This window comes from Acinetobacter sp. YH12201 (assembly GCF_013418145.1).
Classification (GTDB): Bacteria; Pseudomonadota; Gammaproteobacteria; order Pseudomonadales; family Moraxellaceae; genus Acinetobacter.
In genome coordinates this window covers 22,096-39,371 of the sequence record NZ_VPCP01000011.1, presented here as the reverse complement: position 1 = coordinate 39,371, position 17,276 = coordinate 22,096, and the positions used below count along the sequence as shown (strand labels likewise).

The window sequence follows — 17,276 nt, the reverse complement described above, 5'->3', positions numbered from 1 at the left end:
ATAAAACTGCAGGCATTTTTTCAACAGATGGAAAAGCTTGTCAGGTAATATTGGGTACAGAATTCGTTGCAGTGAGTGTATTTACTGTCATTGAGCTAAAAATAGCAGAGATAAACTATTAGATACGAACTAATATGAAAACAGCATCTATTATCCACGCATTTATAAAATATACAATAATAGTTTCTTTGAATTGTTGTGTATAAATGTTGAGCAGGGTTGCCTATTTCATTTTCGAGTTTTATATTAAAAATACAGTAGGTCGAGAGACGCTACAAAGTGGTTGGACGGATCAATGACAGCTTGTTGAGCTTGCAACCTTCGGGTTGAAGCAAAAAATCAGCACTAGCCTTCCAACATAAAAGCCCGCAGTAATGCGGGCTTTCTTATTTTTAGGGCTAAAAAAAATTTCCAATGAACCAATATTCTAGAATTTATTTTAGATAATTGAAGAAATTGATCGAGGTGATTTATTATAAAAATTAAACGTTTTCTAAATAACATGTTTAAGAGAAATATCATCTATTTGTTTATAAAAAATTACATTGCCAAAAAATCTAACATCTCTAAATTATGAATAAATAAAATTTATGCTATAAAAAGTTTATTTAAATAAAGAGAGCAGGGAATAATATGAGCCAATTAATAGAGATAAAGGTTAAAGACCAATTTAGCAATATTCATGCAGTACAGGCATTATTACAGACAATTCCGGAAAATTCAGCTTTGCATAAACTCTCATTATTTCAAAAGATCGAACATATCGTGGTCAAAGGTGAAATTATTCGTCCAAGTATTGAACTGCTTTTTGAAAGCCGTATTTCCAAGAGTATTTATCGTATTATTGAATAATGAAAATATGATAAAAACTCACCATTAAAGGTGAGTTTTTATAAAAAAATAAAAATATGATTAAAAATAATCAATACATGGAGTTACGGAGCAATATTTAAATCAAACTAAGTTCAACGTCATATTTATTAAACTCTTCTATCAGGTTTTCAATAACTTTGATTCCAATCGCATCACTACAACTGAATAATTCATCCTTACCTTGAGCACTGTTATAACAGATGATTTGCTGGATTAACCAGCGATTTTCAATTTCTGTTTGATTAATAATGATTCGAACAGGTTGCAGGTTTTCACTGACCTGGCGTGGCAACACACTGGTAATCGCAAGTTGGATATGGGTCAGATCTTCTCTAGGACTCAAAAATGTTATTACCCAATTACCTATTTTTTTTAAGTATACGGGATGGTCTGCCGGATGAAATTCTAAATAATGTAAGGATGTCATCATGAATTCCCCTGAAATAGTTAATATATGCGGTTTTTAGCAATACTTTACTATTCAGCTAAGGTCGTATTTAGAATCACGCCATAGGTTCTTATTTAATCTAGTTATTGTGTAATAAATCAAATCTTATTGTTTTATAAGTATAAAAATAAATATGTTTTAGATAGCTAAGACCTTAAATAAATAATGAAACATAAAAAAGCTCTTAAGCTTGATCAGCTTGGAAGCTTCTGTAGAGAAAAATTGATCTGATTGAGGTAGCGGTTTAATTCCTGTGGAGTGATGCGGCTTTCCTGTAGGGTGGTAATCCATTGCATCTGGCACTGTTTTAAACTGCGTAAATCGTCAGCAGACAGAATACGGCTAATCAGCTGTTTTGCCATTAAACCGCAATGACGTTGCAGCAGTTCAGCCATGAATTGCTTGACCTGTTCAAAATCAAGGATTTCTAGCGTTGTTTGCACTTCATTTTGACAGGATGCCTGCTCAGCTTTTTCCTCCGCGATTGAAGATGGGGAAATGCTGGGAACAAAAATTTCTTCGGCAGAGTGATCCTTAAGTTGAGTGCTTTGCAGCGCAGGGCTGGTTTTAATTTCTGTATCTAGGTTGTCGGATGTCAGGGGTGTTTCAATGGACGGGTTAGCCGCACGGCTGATCAGTCCCATTTCCAGCAACTGTTCGAGTAATTCGGGTGGCGCGATACGATGCCTGAATTGTTCAGAAAGCAGATCAAAATCATCGGTGCCAATCAATAGTAACAGTCTGCGCTGACGAGCATTCAGATTCATTGAACGCTGTTTTAAACTTTCAATGCCTAAATCAGTTTTATGAAATTGAGTCATGCTTTAATTTACGTTGCAATAAATTAAGGCTGATTGTAGGGGGCAATCATGACAGGAATATTAAATAATATTACAAATCATTATATTACAGTGTAACAATACTGGTTTTCTCTAGAGCCTTGCGCAAATAAGGGTCCAGATCTTCCTGACGAAGCAGCCATTGCATATAGTCTGCAGGTAAATCTGCTATTGCTGTGCCTCGGTGCTTGCCAAAATTAATGGTTCGAGGAATACGCGCGTCTTCCGATGCCAGATAAAGCTCTTCAATATTTTGAATGTTTAAATGATGGATTTCATGCATTAAAATATTGGCGGTTAAGATAATATCCATATCGGCACGATGTGCTTTTTTAATCATTTCACGGGCTTTTTCACTGCCTTTGCTGATCATATAAATAAGGGCAGAAATATTGTGCGCTTCAGCATCCGGCCAGACTAAACGTGCCAGGGCAAGGGTACAAATGGCTTTTATATTGCTGGTATCTACACCGCATTTCTCGATGGCACGAATATCATAATCAATATTGTGACCAATAATGTACGTGGTTTCCTGTGGAAGGCTGAAAGTCGTGTAGTGAGGCTGACCCACCAGCTCGGATTCCAGAATATGATGCACTGCCATGGCTGCATACGAAATCGGTTCATCGACACTATAAAGCTGGTCGAAAATTTTGCTCTTGTCTAAGGAAAGTTTGCTGTCATGAATTTGGATCGGTGCATAAGCAATCTCAATCGGCTGTCCATTTAAAGTATGGGTTTCGGTATCGAGAATAATTGCTTGCATGACAGATCCATAACTGTTGCGATTGTTTGAGTCAATTTACCATTTTCAAAGATACCGATACAAACTGAAAATAGGCTCTTTTCCCTGTTCATGCTGATTTTTGTACTGGACTGCTGGTTAAATACACTGCTTCGAAAGCATCACTCGAAATACAGGCTTGAGATGGATATCAGGATAGCCAGTCATGTTGATCAATGTTTATTTGAGAAATCGTAAGCATACCTTTGGGTTTCTGTTTAATGAATTCACTAATCTGTACGCTATCGCTTAGATGACGGCTTTTATAGGTCAGTTTTGTTGATTAGTTATCGGTGCCGCATAAGAAGAGACCACTTTGCTCACGATTTTTTTAATACTTCTATAGCCTAACTCCACGCAAGCCTGGAATCAGACAAATAAAAGCAGACATATTTTGTTAAATTAATAGTGTTTGATATTTGTAAAAGTAAAAAAATAAAATTTATAAAAATCATTGATTTGTATTAATAAGAATTCAGTCTCTTTTTAAATTTTTTATTTGATGTTAAATCGCATTGTTCAAATATTAAATAAAGGTAATAGTTTGTATTCATGATTACTTAAATCATCAAAATAAAAAGATATAAGGAAATGCAAAAATGAAAAAAACATTATTAACGGTGTTTATCAGTAGTTCGGTCATCCTTTTAACAGCGTGTGGAAGTGGAAATGGTGATTCGGTCTTCAACAGTCCAAATAATGGAATTCCGGTCAATGATATTCAGAACCCGGTCGTTTCTACCCCCACAGTTTATAACAAAACAAATATGACTAGCGTGGCGGGTGAAAGCGTAGTGATGACTTATAAAATGTTGGGGGTTAATGCTAAACAAGTTCAGGCAACTGCATTGGTCTTTACACCGAAAACGGCTGTGCCTGCAAAAGGTTGGCCAATTGTGGTTTGGGCGCATGGTACAACGGGTGTGGCAGATCAATGTGCACCGAGTCGAAATGCATTGAATATCTATATTCAAGCAATGATTGCTCAACTTTTAACTGCAGGTTATGTGGTGGTTGCTCCTGATTATGAAGGTTTGGGAGAACCAAATGGTAATGAGCTCCATCCTTTCTTGAATGTAAAAAGCGAGGCCTATTCTATTACGGATGCGGTTGTCGCTGCGCGCCATTATTTGGGGACAAAAGCATCCAACCAATGGATGGCAGTAGGACATTCACAAGGTGGACAAGCTGCCTTAGGTGCGGCCCAATATGCTTCACGCGCCTCTAACTTGGTCTATAAAGGAACAGTGGCCCTCGCTCCAGCTTCTAACCTTGCGCTTATTTTGACAGCAGGGGAAAGTGCTGCGGGAAAAGAAACCGACCTGAATAAAAAAATTAAAACGTTGTCATCTTTGGATGCATTTACTGCATTAATTACAGCAGGACTGCGTAATCCTCATCCTGATTTGCAATATAGTCAGGTTTTTAAGTCTCCTACGGATAATATTGCGAAAAATGCAGAAGTTGATTGCTATGATCTGTTAGAGCAGGAATTTGTTAAAGGGATGGATGATTACGTGGCAACAGAGGGTTCAGTCAATATAAATAATTACCCGCGTACTCAAATGAATTTTATGGGTATTCCTGTAGTTAAAACCTTTTTGGAAAAAGATTCGCAGCCCCTTCAGGTTAAAGTCTCCACGCCAGTGATTATTTATCAGGGATCATTGGACCCTACCGTTCCGAAACAAGTGACTGACGTACTTTATTCTTCAGCGATACAACAAAACACCAATATCCGTTATTTGACCGATGAATCAGCTGCAACGAAATGGGATCATGGAACGGTCTATGCTTTAAATATTCCTAATATTATTGCAGATGTAAAATCTCTGATGCCAATTCAGTAATTTGTTTTGACTATATATGCTCATGTTTTTTAATCATGAGCATTTTTTTATTTAAAACTGAGTAAAGTTCATTCTCAACATTTATAAACTTCATGCTACAATACGCGCCAATCTTAGCACGGCTTAAAAGCCCTAATTTAATAGGACCTCGCTAATGTTTGCCAATATCTCTATTGCCGAATTTGATCCAGAAATCGCTCAGGCAATCGCTAATGAAGATGCTCGCCAAGAAGCGCACATCGAGTTGATTGCTTCTGAAAACTATTGCTCACCAGCAGTAATGGAAGCGCAAGGATCAAAACTCACTAACAAATATGCAGAAGGCTACCCAGGCAAACGCTATTATGGCGGTTGTGAATATGTAGACGTTATTGAACAATTGGCAATTGACCGTGCTAAAGAACTTTTTGGTGCTGATTATGCTAACGTTCAACCGCATGCTGGTTCTCAAGCAAACTCAGCTGTTTACTTAGCTCTTCTTAACCCGGGCGACACAGTTTTGGGTATGAGTCTTGCTCACGGTGGTCACTTGACTCACGGTGCAAAAGTAAGCTTCTCTGGTAAAACTTATAATGCAGTTCAATACGGTTTAAACCCGGAAACTGGCGAAATCGATTACGAAGAAGTTGAACGTTTAGCTGTAGAACACAAACCACGCATGATCGTGGCTGGTTTCTCTGCTTATAGCCAAGTTGTAGACTGGCAGCGTTTCCGTGATATCGCGGACAAAGTTGGCGCTTACCTTTTTGTAGACATGGCTCACGTAGCTGGTCTGGTTGCTGCTGGTGTTTACCCAAGCCCAGTGCAAATTGCTGACGTAACGACTACGACTACGCATAAAACACTTCGTGGTCCGCGTTCAGGTTTAATCCTTGCTAAAGCAAACGAAGAAATCGAGAAAAAATTACAGTCAGCTGTATTCCCGGGTAACCAGGGTGGTCCACTTGTTCACGCTGTTGCAGCGAAAGCAATCTGCTTTAAAGAAGCAATGGCTCCTGAATACAAAACTTACCAACAACAAGTGGTTAAGAACGCTCAAGCAATGGCTGAAGTATTAATCGCTCGTGGTTATGACGTAGTTTCTGGCGGTACTAAAAACCACTTGTTCTTGTTGTCTTTAATCAAGCAAGACATCACTGGTAAAGACGCTGACGCTTGGTTAGGTGCTGCTCACATCACTGTGAACAAAAACTCTGTACCTAACGACCCGCGTTCTCCATTCGTGACTTCTGGTATCCGTATCGGTACCCCAGCTGTTACAACTCGTGGTTTCGGTGAAACTGAAGTACGTGAACTTGCTGGCTGGATCGCAGACATCCTGGACAGCAAAGGCGACGAAGCTGTAATTAACGCTGTAAAAGCGAAAGTTGAAACTGTATGCGCTAAATTCCCTGTTTACGCAAAATAAGTTCTGACTTGAGAAAAGCCCCCTCAAGGGGGCTTTTTTTATATATATTAAAAGTCATATTTTTCAAAGCTGGTATTTCTGCTATAACAGAATAAATCCCCCTATAAAAGCTATAAATATTTTGCTGTTGCTGTAATGACATTGTTCGTCCAAAGGAATCAGATAAATGGCTAAACCCACTATTATTATTTCACAACAAGATCTGGAACGTTTAGAAACGATGCTTGAGCATCAGTCTAAACTGACGCCAACCATGCAGCATCTGGAAGATGAGCTTGCACGTGCTCAAGTAGTTGCCCCGCAGGATATGCCGGCAAATGTGGTGACAATGAATGCACGGGTATCAATTACCATTGCCCCTGCGAATGAACCAACTACGATAACCCTGGTTTACCCACATGATTTTCTGGGTGAGAAAGGACAGGTGAATGTACTTGCACCAATCGGTGCAGCAATTTTAGGATTGGCTGAGGGTCAGGAAATTGAATGGCCGCAGCCAGATGGTCATTTAATGAAAGTGAAAATTGAAAAAGTGTTGTATCAGCCAGAACGTGAAGGCAATTATCTATAATTTTTTAAAATAAATAGCCCCCGATTTAGGGGCTATTTTGATGTACAGATAAAAATAATTAAGGCTTAATGATTTTATCGAGACAACACATCATCAATGCTGAAACGACAAAGCTCTGGTGCATGTTATTCTCCAGATTATTTTCTTAATGTTTTGACTTGATCATCAATAAATCGCTTTAAAAATTTGACATTTTTATGTTTTTTAATAGCTTGTATTTTTTAATTGTCTGAATAATTTTAGGGTTGAGAAATCTAATCTCAAAATTCTAAATCAGGAAAGTTCAAAACTTCAGCAGGTATTATGCTGATCACTGTCAACGCTTTGACAGTGTTTATGGCCTATTCAGGGCAGACTGTATTTCAACAACATAACGTTGCAATAAAAATTGAAATATAAGGAATCGCCATGAGCCAAAATCAAACCAAACCCTATGATCCGAACTATCAATATCAACATATTCAGGTAAAACCGATTACCGGGTGTATTGGTGCTGAAATTGAAGGGGTTAAATTGTCTTCAACTCTAGATCAAGACACGGTCCATGAAATTAACCATGCTCTAATCAAGTACAAAGCTATTTTCTTTAAAAACCAACAGCATTTAACTGATGATGAACAGGAAGGCTTTGCCGCTTTATTGGGCAAGCCCTTGAATCATCCAACCGTTCCGGTCAAAAGTGGAACAGCACATGTGCTTGAGCTGGATTCACGTGGTGGGCGGGCAGATACCTGGCATACCGACATCAGCTTTATTGAAGATTATCCAAAGGCTTCCATTTTACGCAGTATAGTTGCGCCTACAGCAGGGGGTGATACGGTTTGGGCAAATACCACAGCAGCTTATAACGATCTGCCAGAAGAACTGAAAGTTTTGGCAGACAGTTTACGGGCAGTACATAGCAACGACTATGACTATGCTTCTAAAGTAACCACAAGCCCGCGTATTGATGCAGAAAAATATCGTGCGCTATTCAATTCAACCGAATATGAAACAGAGCATCCATTGGTGCGCGTGCATCCTGAAAGTGGGGAAAAGACCCTGTTATTGGGTCACTTCTTTAAACGCTTTGTAGGTTATAACAGCCAGGATTCACGCCGCCTGTTTGATTTATTCCAGGATTACGCCGTGAATTTAGAAAACATTGTGCGTTGGCGCTGGAGTGTAGGTGATGTTGCCATCTGGGATAACCGTGCCACACAGCACCGTGCGATTAATGATTATGGGGATGAGCTGCGTGTTGTGCGTCGTGTTACCATTGAAGGGGATATTCCAGTTGGTGTAGATGGTCGCCCAAGTGTGAACCTGAAGAAAGTGGTTAAACAGGACATTTCCAATTTTACCTTTGAAAATGGTCAAATTTTAGAAAAAGCATCTTAATGGTTAGATGTATTGATTTAGGCTGTATGGACTCGTAGTGATCTGAATTCGAGATATACATAGCGCTAAAAGTTGGTTGGTTTAAGCATATAAAAAACCTAGTATTTATATATTAGGTTTTTTATTTTGAATGAGATCATAAATTTCATATGCTCAGTCGCGCAGAAAAATTACAGCAGATTTTTGGGCAGGATGCAGTGTTTTCTGCATTCAATGCACAATCCCATCAAACCTTATTGCAGCATGTGAAATATCTGCGTTTTTTACCACAGCAACAGATCTTGCATTATCAGCAAAAAATGAACGATATCTATGTACTGTTGTCCGGACGGATGCAGATTGGCTGGCTGCTCAGTGATGGCGAGTTTAAAGTCAGTGATTATGTGAAAATGTATTCGGTATTTAATCTGGTGCCATTTTTACAGAAAAAACCGCTGAATTTTGATTTTTATGCAGTAGAAGTAGTTGAAGTGGCTGTAATTTCAGGTCAGGTTTTTCTGGAACAATTACAACAGCAGCCGCAAGCCATGTGGCAGATCATTCAATTACTGAGTGAACGGATGTATGGTTTGATGGAGAAAAACCGTTATCTGCAAACTGCGAATATGACGCAAAAAATTGCACGTCATTTAATAACCTTGGGTCAACAGGCAAGACCAGTAGGTCAGGAAAAATCAACCATTCAATTTAAAATGAGCCAGCAGGAATTTGCCGAATTACTGCATGTGTCCCGGCAAACCTTAAACAAGCAACTACAATATTTTATCCAGCAACGCATTGTAGAGTGGAATTATAGCCAGATCAGGATTATCGATATGCAGCGCCTAAAACAGCTTAGCCAGTTCTAAAGAGATGGCTGAAAAATTGCCCTGCTCACTGAAATGATTGCGGATAATTGAATGGGATAAAAAATTCAAGGCAATAAAAAAGGCAAAGTCAAAACTTTGCCTTTTATGATCGCGGGCGATCTTAGTGGTGATGACCACCAGCACCGTGTACGTGACCGTGTTCTAATTCTTCAGCAGAAGCTGCACGAATTTCAACGATTTCAACTTCGAAAGTTAAATCTTGGCCAGCAAGTGGGAAGTTAGCATCTACAACAACGTTGTCGCCTTCAACTGCTTTAACAGTCACGATTTGAACGCCATCATCAGTTTGAGCTTGGAATTGCATACCAGGTTGGATGTTGTCTACACCTTGGAACATTTGAGCTGGAACTTCTTGTACGAGGTCAGGGTTGTATTCACCATAACCTTCAGCAGCAGGAACGTTTACAGTGAATTTTTCACCAACAGTTTTGCCTTCTAAAGCGTTTTCTAAACCAGGGATGATGTTGCCCGCACCGTGCAAATATGCAAGTGGTTCACCTTGTGATTGGTCGAGAGTTTCGCCCTCTGCGTTAGTCAACGTGTAGTGGAAAGAAACCACGAGGTCATTTGCAATAGCAGTCATGTTATTGATCCATTCAATTTTTTAAGGGTACATCATAAAGTGAAAAGTAGGTTTTGTAGACTAGATTTAGCAAAAATCTGCATTTTTCCCACTCTTATGGTGTTTTTTTAATAGTGGGGATGGTTTTTTTAATTTCAATGAAATTTTAATCTTTTTAGCTGTTTTTCTTGTGACAAAATCCAGAGCTCTTGATTTGTCCAGTCATACGCCAGTAGTTTGATAATGGTTTAACAACACGACAAGACTTTGAGTGGGAAATTTGAGCATACTATACGGGGACAGGGAGGAAAGTTGAATTTGAGCTGTCAGGCATTTAGCAGTCATTATTGGTCAGTAAAAAGAAGATGATATATACTTACCATCTTCTTTTTATTACTTTTATCCAAATGATTATTTTATGAATAAGATTGTTCTGTCATCTGACTCAAGTCAAAACTATTCATCCTTTAGCGTAGAGGATAAATTTTGACCCGAATGTCATCGCTTGAGAAAAAACTAAAAAGCTGTTTAAACCAGAGGGCAATTTTCTGGAAAAAATTGGCTTCTTCAATTTGCACATCATTTTCAATGGCAATGGTGCGGATCAACTGGTTATTTTGATAAACCTGCACGGTGGCCAGTTGCATAACTTTGGCTAAAGGAGCAGTCAGGTATTTTTCCGTGATTTCAACATTTAAGTGGGTCTTGGTTTCTTGTAAGGGCTCAATGGCTTGAATCGTACCATTGCCTGTATTCAGCATAACACGCTGATTGACCGTATCATAAGTTTGCAGATCAATCGCATAAGGCTGATCATATAAAGACGTCGTCACAATTTGCGGTTTGCTGGTTTCCAGTTTAAACATTTTTAAAGTAGATTTCACCACCGGCAATTCAGCAATCAGCTGCTTGTCTTTAATCGCGACCTCATTACGGGTATAGGTATAGGCCATATCCATCAGGGTGTGGGCAACTTCTGCACGTTTTAATGCATTTTTTGTACCCATCACCACCACAATCAGGCGACGTTCAGGTAGTGCAGGATTACCAGTAGGGCGGTGTGCAGTCAAAGCCAGGTTATAACCTGCCGCTTTAGTGAAACCTGTTTTTAAACCATCCACACTTGGGTCAAACTTGAGTGCCAGATTGGTTGCGCGGTGAAAACGCTGGTTATAGCTGAAACTTGGCATGACTGAATAATGCAGATATTCAGGCGTCTGAACGGTCAGTGCTTGACCCAGCAGGGCCATGTCATGAGCAGATGAGTAATGGTCCGGCATGGTCACGCCTGGTGCATTGGCAAAATGCGTATCCTTCATTCCTAAGGCTTTGGCTTCTTTATTCATGCGTTGGATGAAAGCTGGTACAGTACCTGAAATACGTTCTGCCAAGGTCACTGCCGCATCATTGGCTGACATCACGATCAAACCTGCCAGAAGCTGATCTACAGTAATCTGATCACCTTGTTTAAGATACATTTGCGACTCATCCCACTGCACCATTTTTACCACTGGTGTCGCCGTGATGATTTCATCCTTTTTTAAATGACCGGCTTCAATTTCTTTCAATGCAATATACGCAACCATCATTTTGGTCATGGATGCCGGTGCACGTTGCTCATGGCTATTGTGCTCTGCAATGACTTGACCTGATTGGGTATCAAGAATGGTCCATGCCTGGGCTTCAACGCTTTCAGGAACAAGGTTGAGTAATGCAGCATTGACTATCGTGGAACACAATAAACTTAAGGATGCGAGGAGATAGATGACAGCTTTCAATGATCTTCCTTATTTACCAATCCATTGGTGGTAGAAATGCAAAAAATATGAGGAATGCTATGCCTTTTTTTTAAGAATGGCTAGTCGGAATTGCAGACAATTGCGACAGTTCAGCATTGCCGGACAAAAAATGCTAAGCTAATTGTTAAGTTAACTTTTTTATATTTTATATTGCCCATTATGTTGCATTATCAAATCGAATTTGACGATTATCGTCAGCATCTTATTCACGTGACACTTCGCTTTTTAGCTGATCCAACTCAAGTCCTTTCTCTACCGACCTGGATTCCGGGTAGCTATCTGATTCGCGAATTTTCAAAGCATATTGAGTCAGTTCGTGCTTATGATGAAGATGGGCGCATTTTACAAATTCAGAAATTTGAGAAGAATAAATGGCGTTTATTTAATACCGATCATGAACTGATTACGGTGGAATATGATGTCTATGCCTATGACTTGTCTGTACGCGGTGCCTATGTGGACCAAACACGTCTCTATGTGAATCCGGCCTGTGCATGTTTGGGACTAGAAGGGCAGGAAGATAAAGCGGTTGAAGTTGAAGTGTTCCTTCCAGATGAACTGAAACATTTCCAGCTGGCAACCGGTTTAATGGCTAAAAGTCTGGTTAAAGGTCGTTATACCTTAAAGGCGGATAACTATGCCCAGTTGATTGATTCACCCTTTGAGCTGGCAGAACAAACACGTTTTAGCTTTGAAGCTAATGGTATCCCGCATGAATTTGTGGTGTCTGGCAAACATGCCATGAATGCGGCGCGTATGCAGCAAGACATTGAAAAAATATGTAGCACTGAAATTTCAATGTTTGGTTCTGCACCATTTAGCGATTATACCTTTATGACTATGGCGACAGGCAATAGCTATGGAGGCTTGGAGCATCCGAACAGTACCAGTCTGATTACCCCGCGTGATGACTTGCCTAAAGCAGATGAACCTGCTGAACCATCAGCGGATTATCAGCGTTTCCTGGGTTTATGCAGTCATGAATATTTCCACTCTTGGTTGGTAAAATTTATTCGTCCTGAAAATTTCGTCAATTATGATTTAAACAAAGAAGGCTACACTTCGCTGCTTTGGATTTTTGAAGGTTTCACTTCGTATTATGACGATTTGATATTGCTACGTAGTGGGGTGATTTCTCAAGAATCATATCTGAAATTGTTAAAAGCACAGATTGACCGCTATTTACAAAATCCGGGACGCGCGATTCAAACCGTTGCAGATTCAAGTTTTGATGCTTGGGTTAAATTCTACCGTCAGGATGAAAACTCCAATAACGCCGGCACCAGCTACTACAACAAGGGTTGTTTAGTAGCGCTGTGTCTGGACTTGGGCTTGCGTTTGCGCGGTTCAAGCCTGGATGCCTTAATGCGTAAATTGTATAAAAATGCGCAAAATGGTGTTCAAGTTAATGAACGTACCATCTTCGAATTGTGTAATGAGTTGACCGGTGATAACTGGCTTGAACAGATCAATCATTTGATCAATACCACAGATGAATTGCCGTTAGATCAGTTGCTTCCCGAATTTGGTTTAAGTTTTGACGTTAAAAATGACAAGTCTTTGCCATTTGGCTTAAAGCTTGCCGATAAACCTGAAGGTGTGGTGATTCAAACTGCACGTCGAGAAGGTTCAGGGGGGAAAGCAGGTCTTTCTGCCCAAGATGTTGTTATCGCGATTGATGGCTTGAAAGCAACGACTAAACTTGTTGAAAAATATGCAAAACAAGAGGGAACGTACACTGTACTAGCTTTCCGCCGTGATGAGTTAATGACTTTTGAAGTTCAGGCGGGTGGTTCTGAATTGACGGAAGTTGAACTCAAAGTTGAAGATCAGGCCAAAGCTGAGAAGTGGTTAAAGGCTTAATTTGTATACTCTTTAAACTTCATGTAAAACCGATGCTTAGGCGTCGGTTTTTTATTTATCTAAAGAAAAATCAATAAAAAGAGAAGAACCAGTTATTTTGCAGGATTTTTCAAGGAAGAAAATAATTGGCATCAGATTAAGACGTACTATATATTGAGCCAAGTTGATGAAGCATATGACAAGTTAAATCTATAATACTTATTAAAGAAAAAAGCCCACTTTCGTGAGCTTTAATTTGAATACTAAAAATTAACCGCGACCACGCCCACGCCCACGCGGTGCTTTGGTATTCGGACGCGTTGTACCATTGGTCTTACGACGCGGTTTCTCGCTTTCATCCATTTGCCAGATACGTTTCGTACCAGATGACTTCTTCACGGAACCATCTTTGTTCTTGCGAACCATTGGCTTACCGCCTGTACCACCCGGTTTTTTCACATAAGAACGTGAACGGTAAGGTTCTTCCGCAGGTACATCTTTAAAGTCCGGGTATAACAAAGGCTCGATTTCTTTGGTTTCACCTGGTTGTAAACCCAATTGAACAAGATCAATAGAACCAATTTTCGTACGAATCAAACGTAAAGTTGGAAAACCTACCGCAGCAGTCATACGGCGAACCTGGCGGTTACGACCTTCACAGATTGAAATTTCAATCCAAGAGGTGGGCACAGATGCACGGAAACGAACTGGTGGATCACGGTCCCATAACCATTCTGGCTGTTGCACTTTAATGGCTTTGCCCGGAAGGGTCATACCATCTTTCAGTTCAACCCCTTTACGCAGCTGTTCAAGCGCTTCTTCAGTGACATCACCTTCAACCTGTACCAGATAGGTTTTAAACTTCTTGTTGGCCGGGTTGGTAATAAATTGGTTTAAACCGCCGTGGTCGGTTAAAAAAACTAAACCTTCAGAGTCCATATCTAAGCGACCCGCCAAACGCAAAGTCGGATCGTCTACGAAGTCAGCCATGGTCATGTGTGCTTCGTCTTTACGGAATTGGGAGAGGACGTCATAAGGTTTATTGAGAATGACGATTTTCATAGCAAATAACTTCTTTAATTACATAAGACTAAAAAGGTTAAGTTTTATTCAATGGGGAAATGTTGTTATTTCCCGTATAAATCTTAAACACAATGGAATTCAATTAAACTATTATGCGTTAAGAAAGGACGAAAGTATTGCCTAATCGGCAATTATTTTTAGATATCGCTAGATACAAAGGGAGAACCTAGACAATGGGTTATCAGAAGATCGTTGTTCCTGCGGATGGTAGCAAAATTACCGTAAATGCAGACTTGTCACTCAATGTTCCAAACAATCCTATTATTCCTTTTATTGAAGGTGACGGTATTGGTGTAGATATTACACCGGCCATGAAAGCAGTGGTTGATGCTGCGGTTCTAAAAGCTTACGCTGGTAAACGTTCGATCGAGTGGATGGAAGTATACTGCGGCGAAAAAGCAGACAAAATCTACGGCACTTACATGCCGGAAGAAACCTTTGAAGCTCTTCGTGAATTTGTTGTTTCTATTAAAGGCCCGTTAACAACCCCGGTTGGCGGCGGTATCCGTTCTCTAAACGTTGCATTACGTCAGGAATTAGACCTGTACGTATGTGTACGTCCAGTGCGCTGGTTTGAAGGCGTACCTTCTCCGGTTCAACATCCTGAACTGACGGACATGGTGATTTTCCGTGAAAACTCTGAAGATATCTATGCAGGTATTGAATGGAAAGCAGATTCACCAGAAGCCAAAAAAATCATTCGATTCCTGAAAGAAGAAATGGGTGTGACAAAAATCCGTTTCGAAGAGAATTGCGGGATCGGGATTAAACCGGTATCTAAAGAAGGTACTCAGCGTCTGGTTCGTAAAGCGATCCAGTTTGCGATTGATAATGACAAGCCAAGCGTGACGCTGGTTCACAAAGGCAACATCATGAAGTACACCGAAGGTGCATTCAAGGAATGGGGCTATGAAGTTGCGCTTGAGCGTTTTGGTGGCGAACTTCTGGATGGTGGGCCATGGGTTAAAATCAGAAACCCTAAAACTGGTAAAGACATTATCATTAAAGATGTGATTGCGGATGCCTTCCTGCAACAAATTTTGATGCGTCCTGCCGATTACTCGGTGATTGCCACGCTGAACCTAAACGGTGACTATATTTCTGACGCGCTTGCTGCCGAAGTGGGCGGTATCGGGATTGCACCGGGTGCCAATATCGGCGGAGCCATCCAGATGTATGAGGCGACTCACGGGACTGCTCCTAAATATGCCGGTCAGGACAAAGTCAATCCGGGTTCAATTATTCTTTCTGCTGAAATGATGCTGCGTGACATGGGCTGGACTGAAGCGGCTGACTTGATCATCAAGGGTATTTCCGGTGCGATTGCCAATAAAACAGTGACCTATGACTTTGAACGTTTAATGCCGGACGCGACTTTGTTACGTTGTTCGGAATTTGGTCAGGCGGTCATTAACAATATGGAATAAGTCATTTGACCTGAATCTGTATGAAAAAAACCTGCGCATGTCGCGGGTTTTTTATGGTTACGGTACACGATGTTTTATAGATCAGGAGCGAAATTTATCATGCAATCTGCACAATAGCATGAATAGTTAAGCGGTATGTTCTAGCATCGAACAAACGCGAGCAAGAAAGTCAGTATGCATCTTATTGCGACCGTTATGCTCATTTTTGGAGGTCAGTCCCGGTATCTGGTGGTGCAGCAGGCATATGTATGCCATCTGCCTGAATCGAAACAGGTTATGCTGGCTCACTGGTTTTGAATTTAGCTGTACGAGTATGCCAGACCAGTTGTAATGTTCCCAATAATAAAACTATCGCAGCCAAGACAAACTGTTGATGATAAGTCACGCCAAAATGTTGCAGAGTGCTAAAACTTAATCCGCCAATCAGCTGCACAGATGCAAAGCATAGTGTGGCAATACTCCAGAGCTTTTTATACGCCAGACCATAGAGTTGCAGAATGGTATAGGAGGTTAAAAACACCACTGCCGGATTGAGCATGCCGGTAAAAAAGGAAGAAGCAAAAGTCAGCACTGAACTGGTGTTTAAGGTTGCAATAAAAATGGCTACTATATACAGACTGTAAAGAATTTTCAGGGCGAAAAAATTGCCAAATTTTCTTGCCAGTGAATAGGCAGTAAAAGCCCCGAAAGCACTTCCTAAGCCATACAGAATCCAGTTGAAATTGATCCAGAACAGGTTCAGACCCAGTTCATGGCTCAGGTAGTCAATCCAGAATAATGAATGTGGAATATAGGCAAATGCACTGCAGGCATACACAACCAGCAAACTATAAAAGATTGTGTTGAGTGGAGTTTTAGATTGAGCCTGCACTGTTTGTGCAGACAGATGATGCTTAAATTGTTGCAGTAAAATACTTAAGCAGGCACAAATAATCAGCGCGAAACCACATAAAATCAGCCAGGCAGTCTGTATGGAAATTTGGTCCAGATAAGGCAGGAACAGGGTCGCCAATAAAACTCCCAGACCAATTCCGCTAAAACCAATAAAATTGATTTTAAAACGGTCCTGAATCTCACAGCATTGTGCCACCACACTCGGGGATAAAATCATCAGCAGGCCGCCACTGATTCCCGAAATTACACGCCAAAAAATATACCAGGCTTGCGGAAAACCGGAAAATGCACAGCACATTAAACTGAACATTCCGGCAATTGCAGCTATCTGAATATATAGGGTCATGCTTTTGTTTTGAGGTAGTCGCATGGCTGCAAAAGCACCCATCAGATAACCGAGTAAATTGGCACTACCTAAAAGACTGGCAAAACCTGTTGACCAATCAAACGCTTCACGCGTGCTGGGTAACAAGGCGGTATAGGAGAAACGTAAAATACCAATCCCCAAGCACATACTGAGGCATAAAAAAAGACTAAGCTTGATATTGGTTGAGGACATCCATGTACTCACAGTATTTATTATTCATTCATCATATAAATAGCATGTGTACCGAACAATAAACAGGATCAGAACAAATAAACACTAT

Annotated in this window: 16 protein-coding genes; 8 read left to right on the top strand and 8 right to left on the bottom strand. The window is 40.3% G+C overall.

Translation table 11 applies throughout. The annotated features are described in order from the left end of the window. Positions 1-633: 633 nt before the first annotated feature. Entirely contained in the window at positions 634-852 is a 219-nt protein-coding gene (locus FTU91_RS04025; protein WP_180043796.1) for a hypothetical protein, read from the top strand. 97 nt (positions 853-949) lie between these two features. Here the strand turns inward: FTU91_RS04025 and FTU91_RS04020 are convergent, their stop codons facing one another. From FTU91_RS04020 to FTU91_RS04010, 3 genes are all read right to left on the bottom strand, one after another. Next, positions 950-1,303 carry a hypothetical protein gene (locus FTU91_RS04020; protein ID WP_257221646.1) on the bottom strand — a complete coding sequence of 118 codons (354 nt, stop codon included), beginning with the start codon at positions 1,301-1,303 and terminating at the stop codon, positions 950-952. A 212-nt stretch (positions 1,304-1,515) separates the two neighbouring features. Further along, complete coding sequence (locus FTU91_RS04015; RefSeq protein WP_180043794.1) at positions 1,516-2,142, bottom strand: hypothetical protein; 627 nt, start codon at positions 2,140-2,142, stop codon at positions 1,516-1,518. A gap of 85 nt (positions 2,143-2,227) precedes the next feature. Continuing rightward, positions 2,228-2,926: a DUF3820 family protein gene (locus FTU91_RS04010; protein ID WP_180081056.1), complete on the bottom strand. Its 699-nt coding sequence runs from the start codon at positions 2,924-2,926 to the stop codon at positions 2,228-2,230. A gap of 617 nt (positions 2,927-3,543) precedes the next feature. Between FTU91_RS04010 and FTU91_RS04005 the strand changes: the two genes are divergently transcribed. Further along, a complete protein-coding gene (locus FTU91_RS04005; protein ID WP_180081054.1) occupies positions 3,544-4,794 on the top strand; it encodes an alpha/beta fold hydrolase in 1,251 nt (416 codons plus the stop codon). Between the two features lie 154 nt (positions 4,795-4,948). Further along, entirely contained in the window at positions 4,949-6,202 is a 1,254-nt protein-coding gene (gene glyA / locus FTU91_RS04000; RefSeq protein WP_086195022.1) for a serine hydroxymethyltransferase, read from the top strand. Here glyA and FTU91_RS03995 read toward each other — a convergent pair. Continuing rightward, the gene (locus FTU91_RS03995; RefSeq protein WP_171263132.1) at positions 6,177-6,344 is read right to left on the bottom strand and encodes a hypothetical protein; all 168 of its coding nucleotides are present in this window, start codon (positions 6,342-6,344) and stop codon (positions 6,177-6,179) included. The two genes, glyA and FTU91_RS03995, sit on opposite strands and share 26 nt — an antisense overlap. A 24-nt stretch (positions 6,345-6,368) precedes the next feature. Here FTU91_RS03995 and rnk point away from each other — a divergent pair, with 24 nt between their 5' ends. From rnk to FTU91_RS03980, 3 genes are all read left to right on the top strand, one after another. After that, on the top strand, positions 6,369-6,773 hold the full coding sequence (gene rnk / locus FTU91_RS03990) for a nucleoside diphosphate kinase regulator (RefSeq protein WP_180043788.1): 405 nt from the start codon (positions 6,369-6,371) through the stop codon (positions 6,771-6,773). Positions 6,774-7,181: 408 nt separating this feature from the next. Continuing rightward, positions 7,182-8,153 (top strand): TauD/TfdA family dioxygenase, encoded by a 972-nt coding sequence (locus FTU91_RS03985; protein WP_180081053.1) that lies wholly within the window; start codon positions 7,182-7,184, stop codon positions 8,151-8,153. Positions 8,154-8,302: 149 nt separating this feature from the next. Further along, entirely contained in the window at positions 8,303-9,001 is a 699-nt protein-coding gene (locus FTU91_RS03980) for a Crp/Fnr family transcriptional regulator (protein WP_180081051.1), read from the top strand. Positions 9,002-9,122: 121 nt separating this feature from the next. Here the strand turns inward: FTU91_RS03980 and slyD are convergent, their stop codons facing one another. Then, positions 9,123-9,605: a peptidylprolyl isomerase gene (gene slyD, locus FTU91_RS03975; protein ID WP_092819263.1), complete on the bottom strand. Its 483-nt coding sequence runs from the start codon at positions 9,603-9,605 to the stop codon at positions 9,123-9,125. Between the two features lie 446 nt (positions 9,606-10,051). Beyond that, positions 10,052-11,362, bottom strand: a complete 1,311-nt coding sequence (locus FTU91_RS03970; RefSeq protein WP_180043534.1) for a D-alanyl-D-alanine carboxypeptidase PBP6B — start codon at positions 11,360-11,362, stop codon at positions 10,052-10,054. Positions 11,363-11,542: 180 nt separating this feature from the next. On the opposite strand from FTU91_RS03970, the gene FTU91_RS03965 reads away from it, so the two are divergent. Next, a complete protein-coding gene (locus tag FTU91_RS03965) occupies positions 11,543-13,246 on the top strand; it encodes a M61 family metallopeptidase (protein WP_180043532.1) in 1,704 nt (567 codons plus the stop codon). A gap of 249 nt (positions 13,247-13,495) precedes the next feature. On the opposite strand, the gene FTU91_RS03960 is transcribed toward FTU91_RS03965, so the two are convergent. After that, positions 13,496-14,287 carry an rRNA large subunit pseudouridine synthase E gene (locus FTU91_RS03960; RefSeq protein ID WP_166170249.1) on the bottom strand — a complete coding sequence of 264 codons (792 nt, stop codon included), beginning with the start codon at positions 14,285-14,287 and terminating at the stop codon, positions 13,496-13,498. A 194-nt stretch (positions 14,288-14,481) separates the two neighbouring features. Between FTU91_RS03960 and icd the strand changes: the two genes are divergently transcribed. Continuing rightward, positions 14,482-15,735, top strand: a complete 1,254-nt coding sequence (icd, locus tag FTU91_RS03955) for an NADP-dependent isocitrate dehydrogenase (protein WP_166170251.1) — start codon at positions 14,482-14,484, stop codon at positions 15,733-15,735. A gap of 274 nt (positions 15,736-16,009) precedes the next feature. Here the strand turns inward: icd and FTU91_RS03950 are convergent, their stop codons facing one another. Then, the gene (locus FTU91_RS03950) at positions 16,010-17,188 is read right to left on the bottom strand and encodes a YbfB/YjiJ family MFS transporter (RefSeq protein ID WP_180081049.1); all 1,179 of its coding nucleotides are present in this window, start codon (positions 17,186-17,188) and stop codon (positions 16,010-16,012) included. Positions 17,189-17,276 lie beyond the last annotated feature (88 nt).

Bases quoted from the DNA above. Each gene is read 5' to 3' on its own strand.
- FTU91_RS03985 (WP_180081053.1), top strand. From the start codon at position 7,182: ATGAGCCAAAATCAAACCAAACCCTATGATCCGAACTATCAATATCAA.
- FTU91_RS04005 (WP_180081054.1), top strand. From the start codon at position 3,544: ATGAAAAAAACATTATTAACGGTGTTTATCAGTAGTTCGGTCATCCTT.
- FTU91_RS03960 (WP_166170249.1), bottom strand. From the start codon at position 14,287: ATGAAAATCGTCATTCTCAATAAACCTTATGACGTCCTCTCCCAATTC.
- slyD (WP_092819263.1), bottom strand. From the start codon at position 9,605: ATGACTGCTATTGCAAATGACCTCGTGGTTTCTTTCCACTACACGTTG.
- FTU91_RS04025 (WP_180043796.1), top strand. From the start codon at position 634: ATGAGCCAATTAATAGAGATAAAGGTTAAAGACCAATTTAGCAATATT.
- icd (WP_166170251.1), top strand. From the start codon at position 14,482: ATGGGTTATCAGAAGATCGTTGTTCCTGCGGATGGTAGCAAAATTACC.
- FTU91_RS04015 (WP_180043794.1), bottom strand. From the start codon at position 2,142: ATGACTCAATTTCATAAAACTGATTTAGGCATTGAAAGTTTAAAACAG.
- FTU91_RS03950 (WP_180081049.1), bottom strand. From the start codon at position 17,188: ATGTCCTCAACCAATATCAAGCTTAGTCTTTTTTTATGCCTCAGTATG.
- FTU91_RS04020 (WP_257221646.1), bottom strand. From the start codon at position 1,303: ATGATGACATCCTTACATTATTTAGAATTTCATCCGGCAGACCATCCC.
- rnk (WP_180043788.1), top strand. From the start codon at position 6,369: ATGGCTAAACCCACTATTATTATTTCACAACAAGATCTGGAACGTTTA.
- FTU91_RS03995 (WP_171263132.1), bottom strand. From the start codon at position 6,344: ATGTCATTACAGCAACAGCAAAATATTTATAGCTTTTATAGGGGGATT.
- glyA (WP_086195022.1), top strand. From the start codon at position 4,949: ATGTTTGCCAATATCTCTATTGCCGAATTTGATCCAGAAATCGCTCAG.
- FTU91_RS03965 (WP_180043532.1), top strand. From the start codon at position 11,543: ATGTTGCATTATCAAATCGAATTTGACGATTATCGTCAGCATCTTATT.
- FTU91_RS03980 (WP_180081051.1), top strand. From the start codon at position 8,303: ATGCTCAGTCGCGCAGAAAAATTACAGCAGATTTTTGGGCAGGATGCA.
- FTU91_RS04010 (WP_180081056.1), bottom strand. From the start codon at position 2,926: ATGCAAGCAATTATTCTCGATACCGAAACCCATACTTTAAATGGACAG.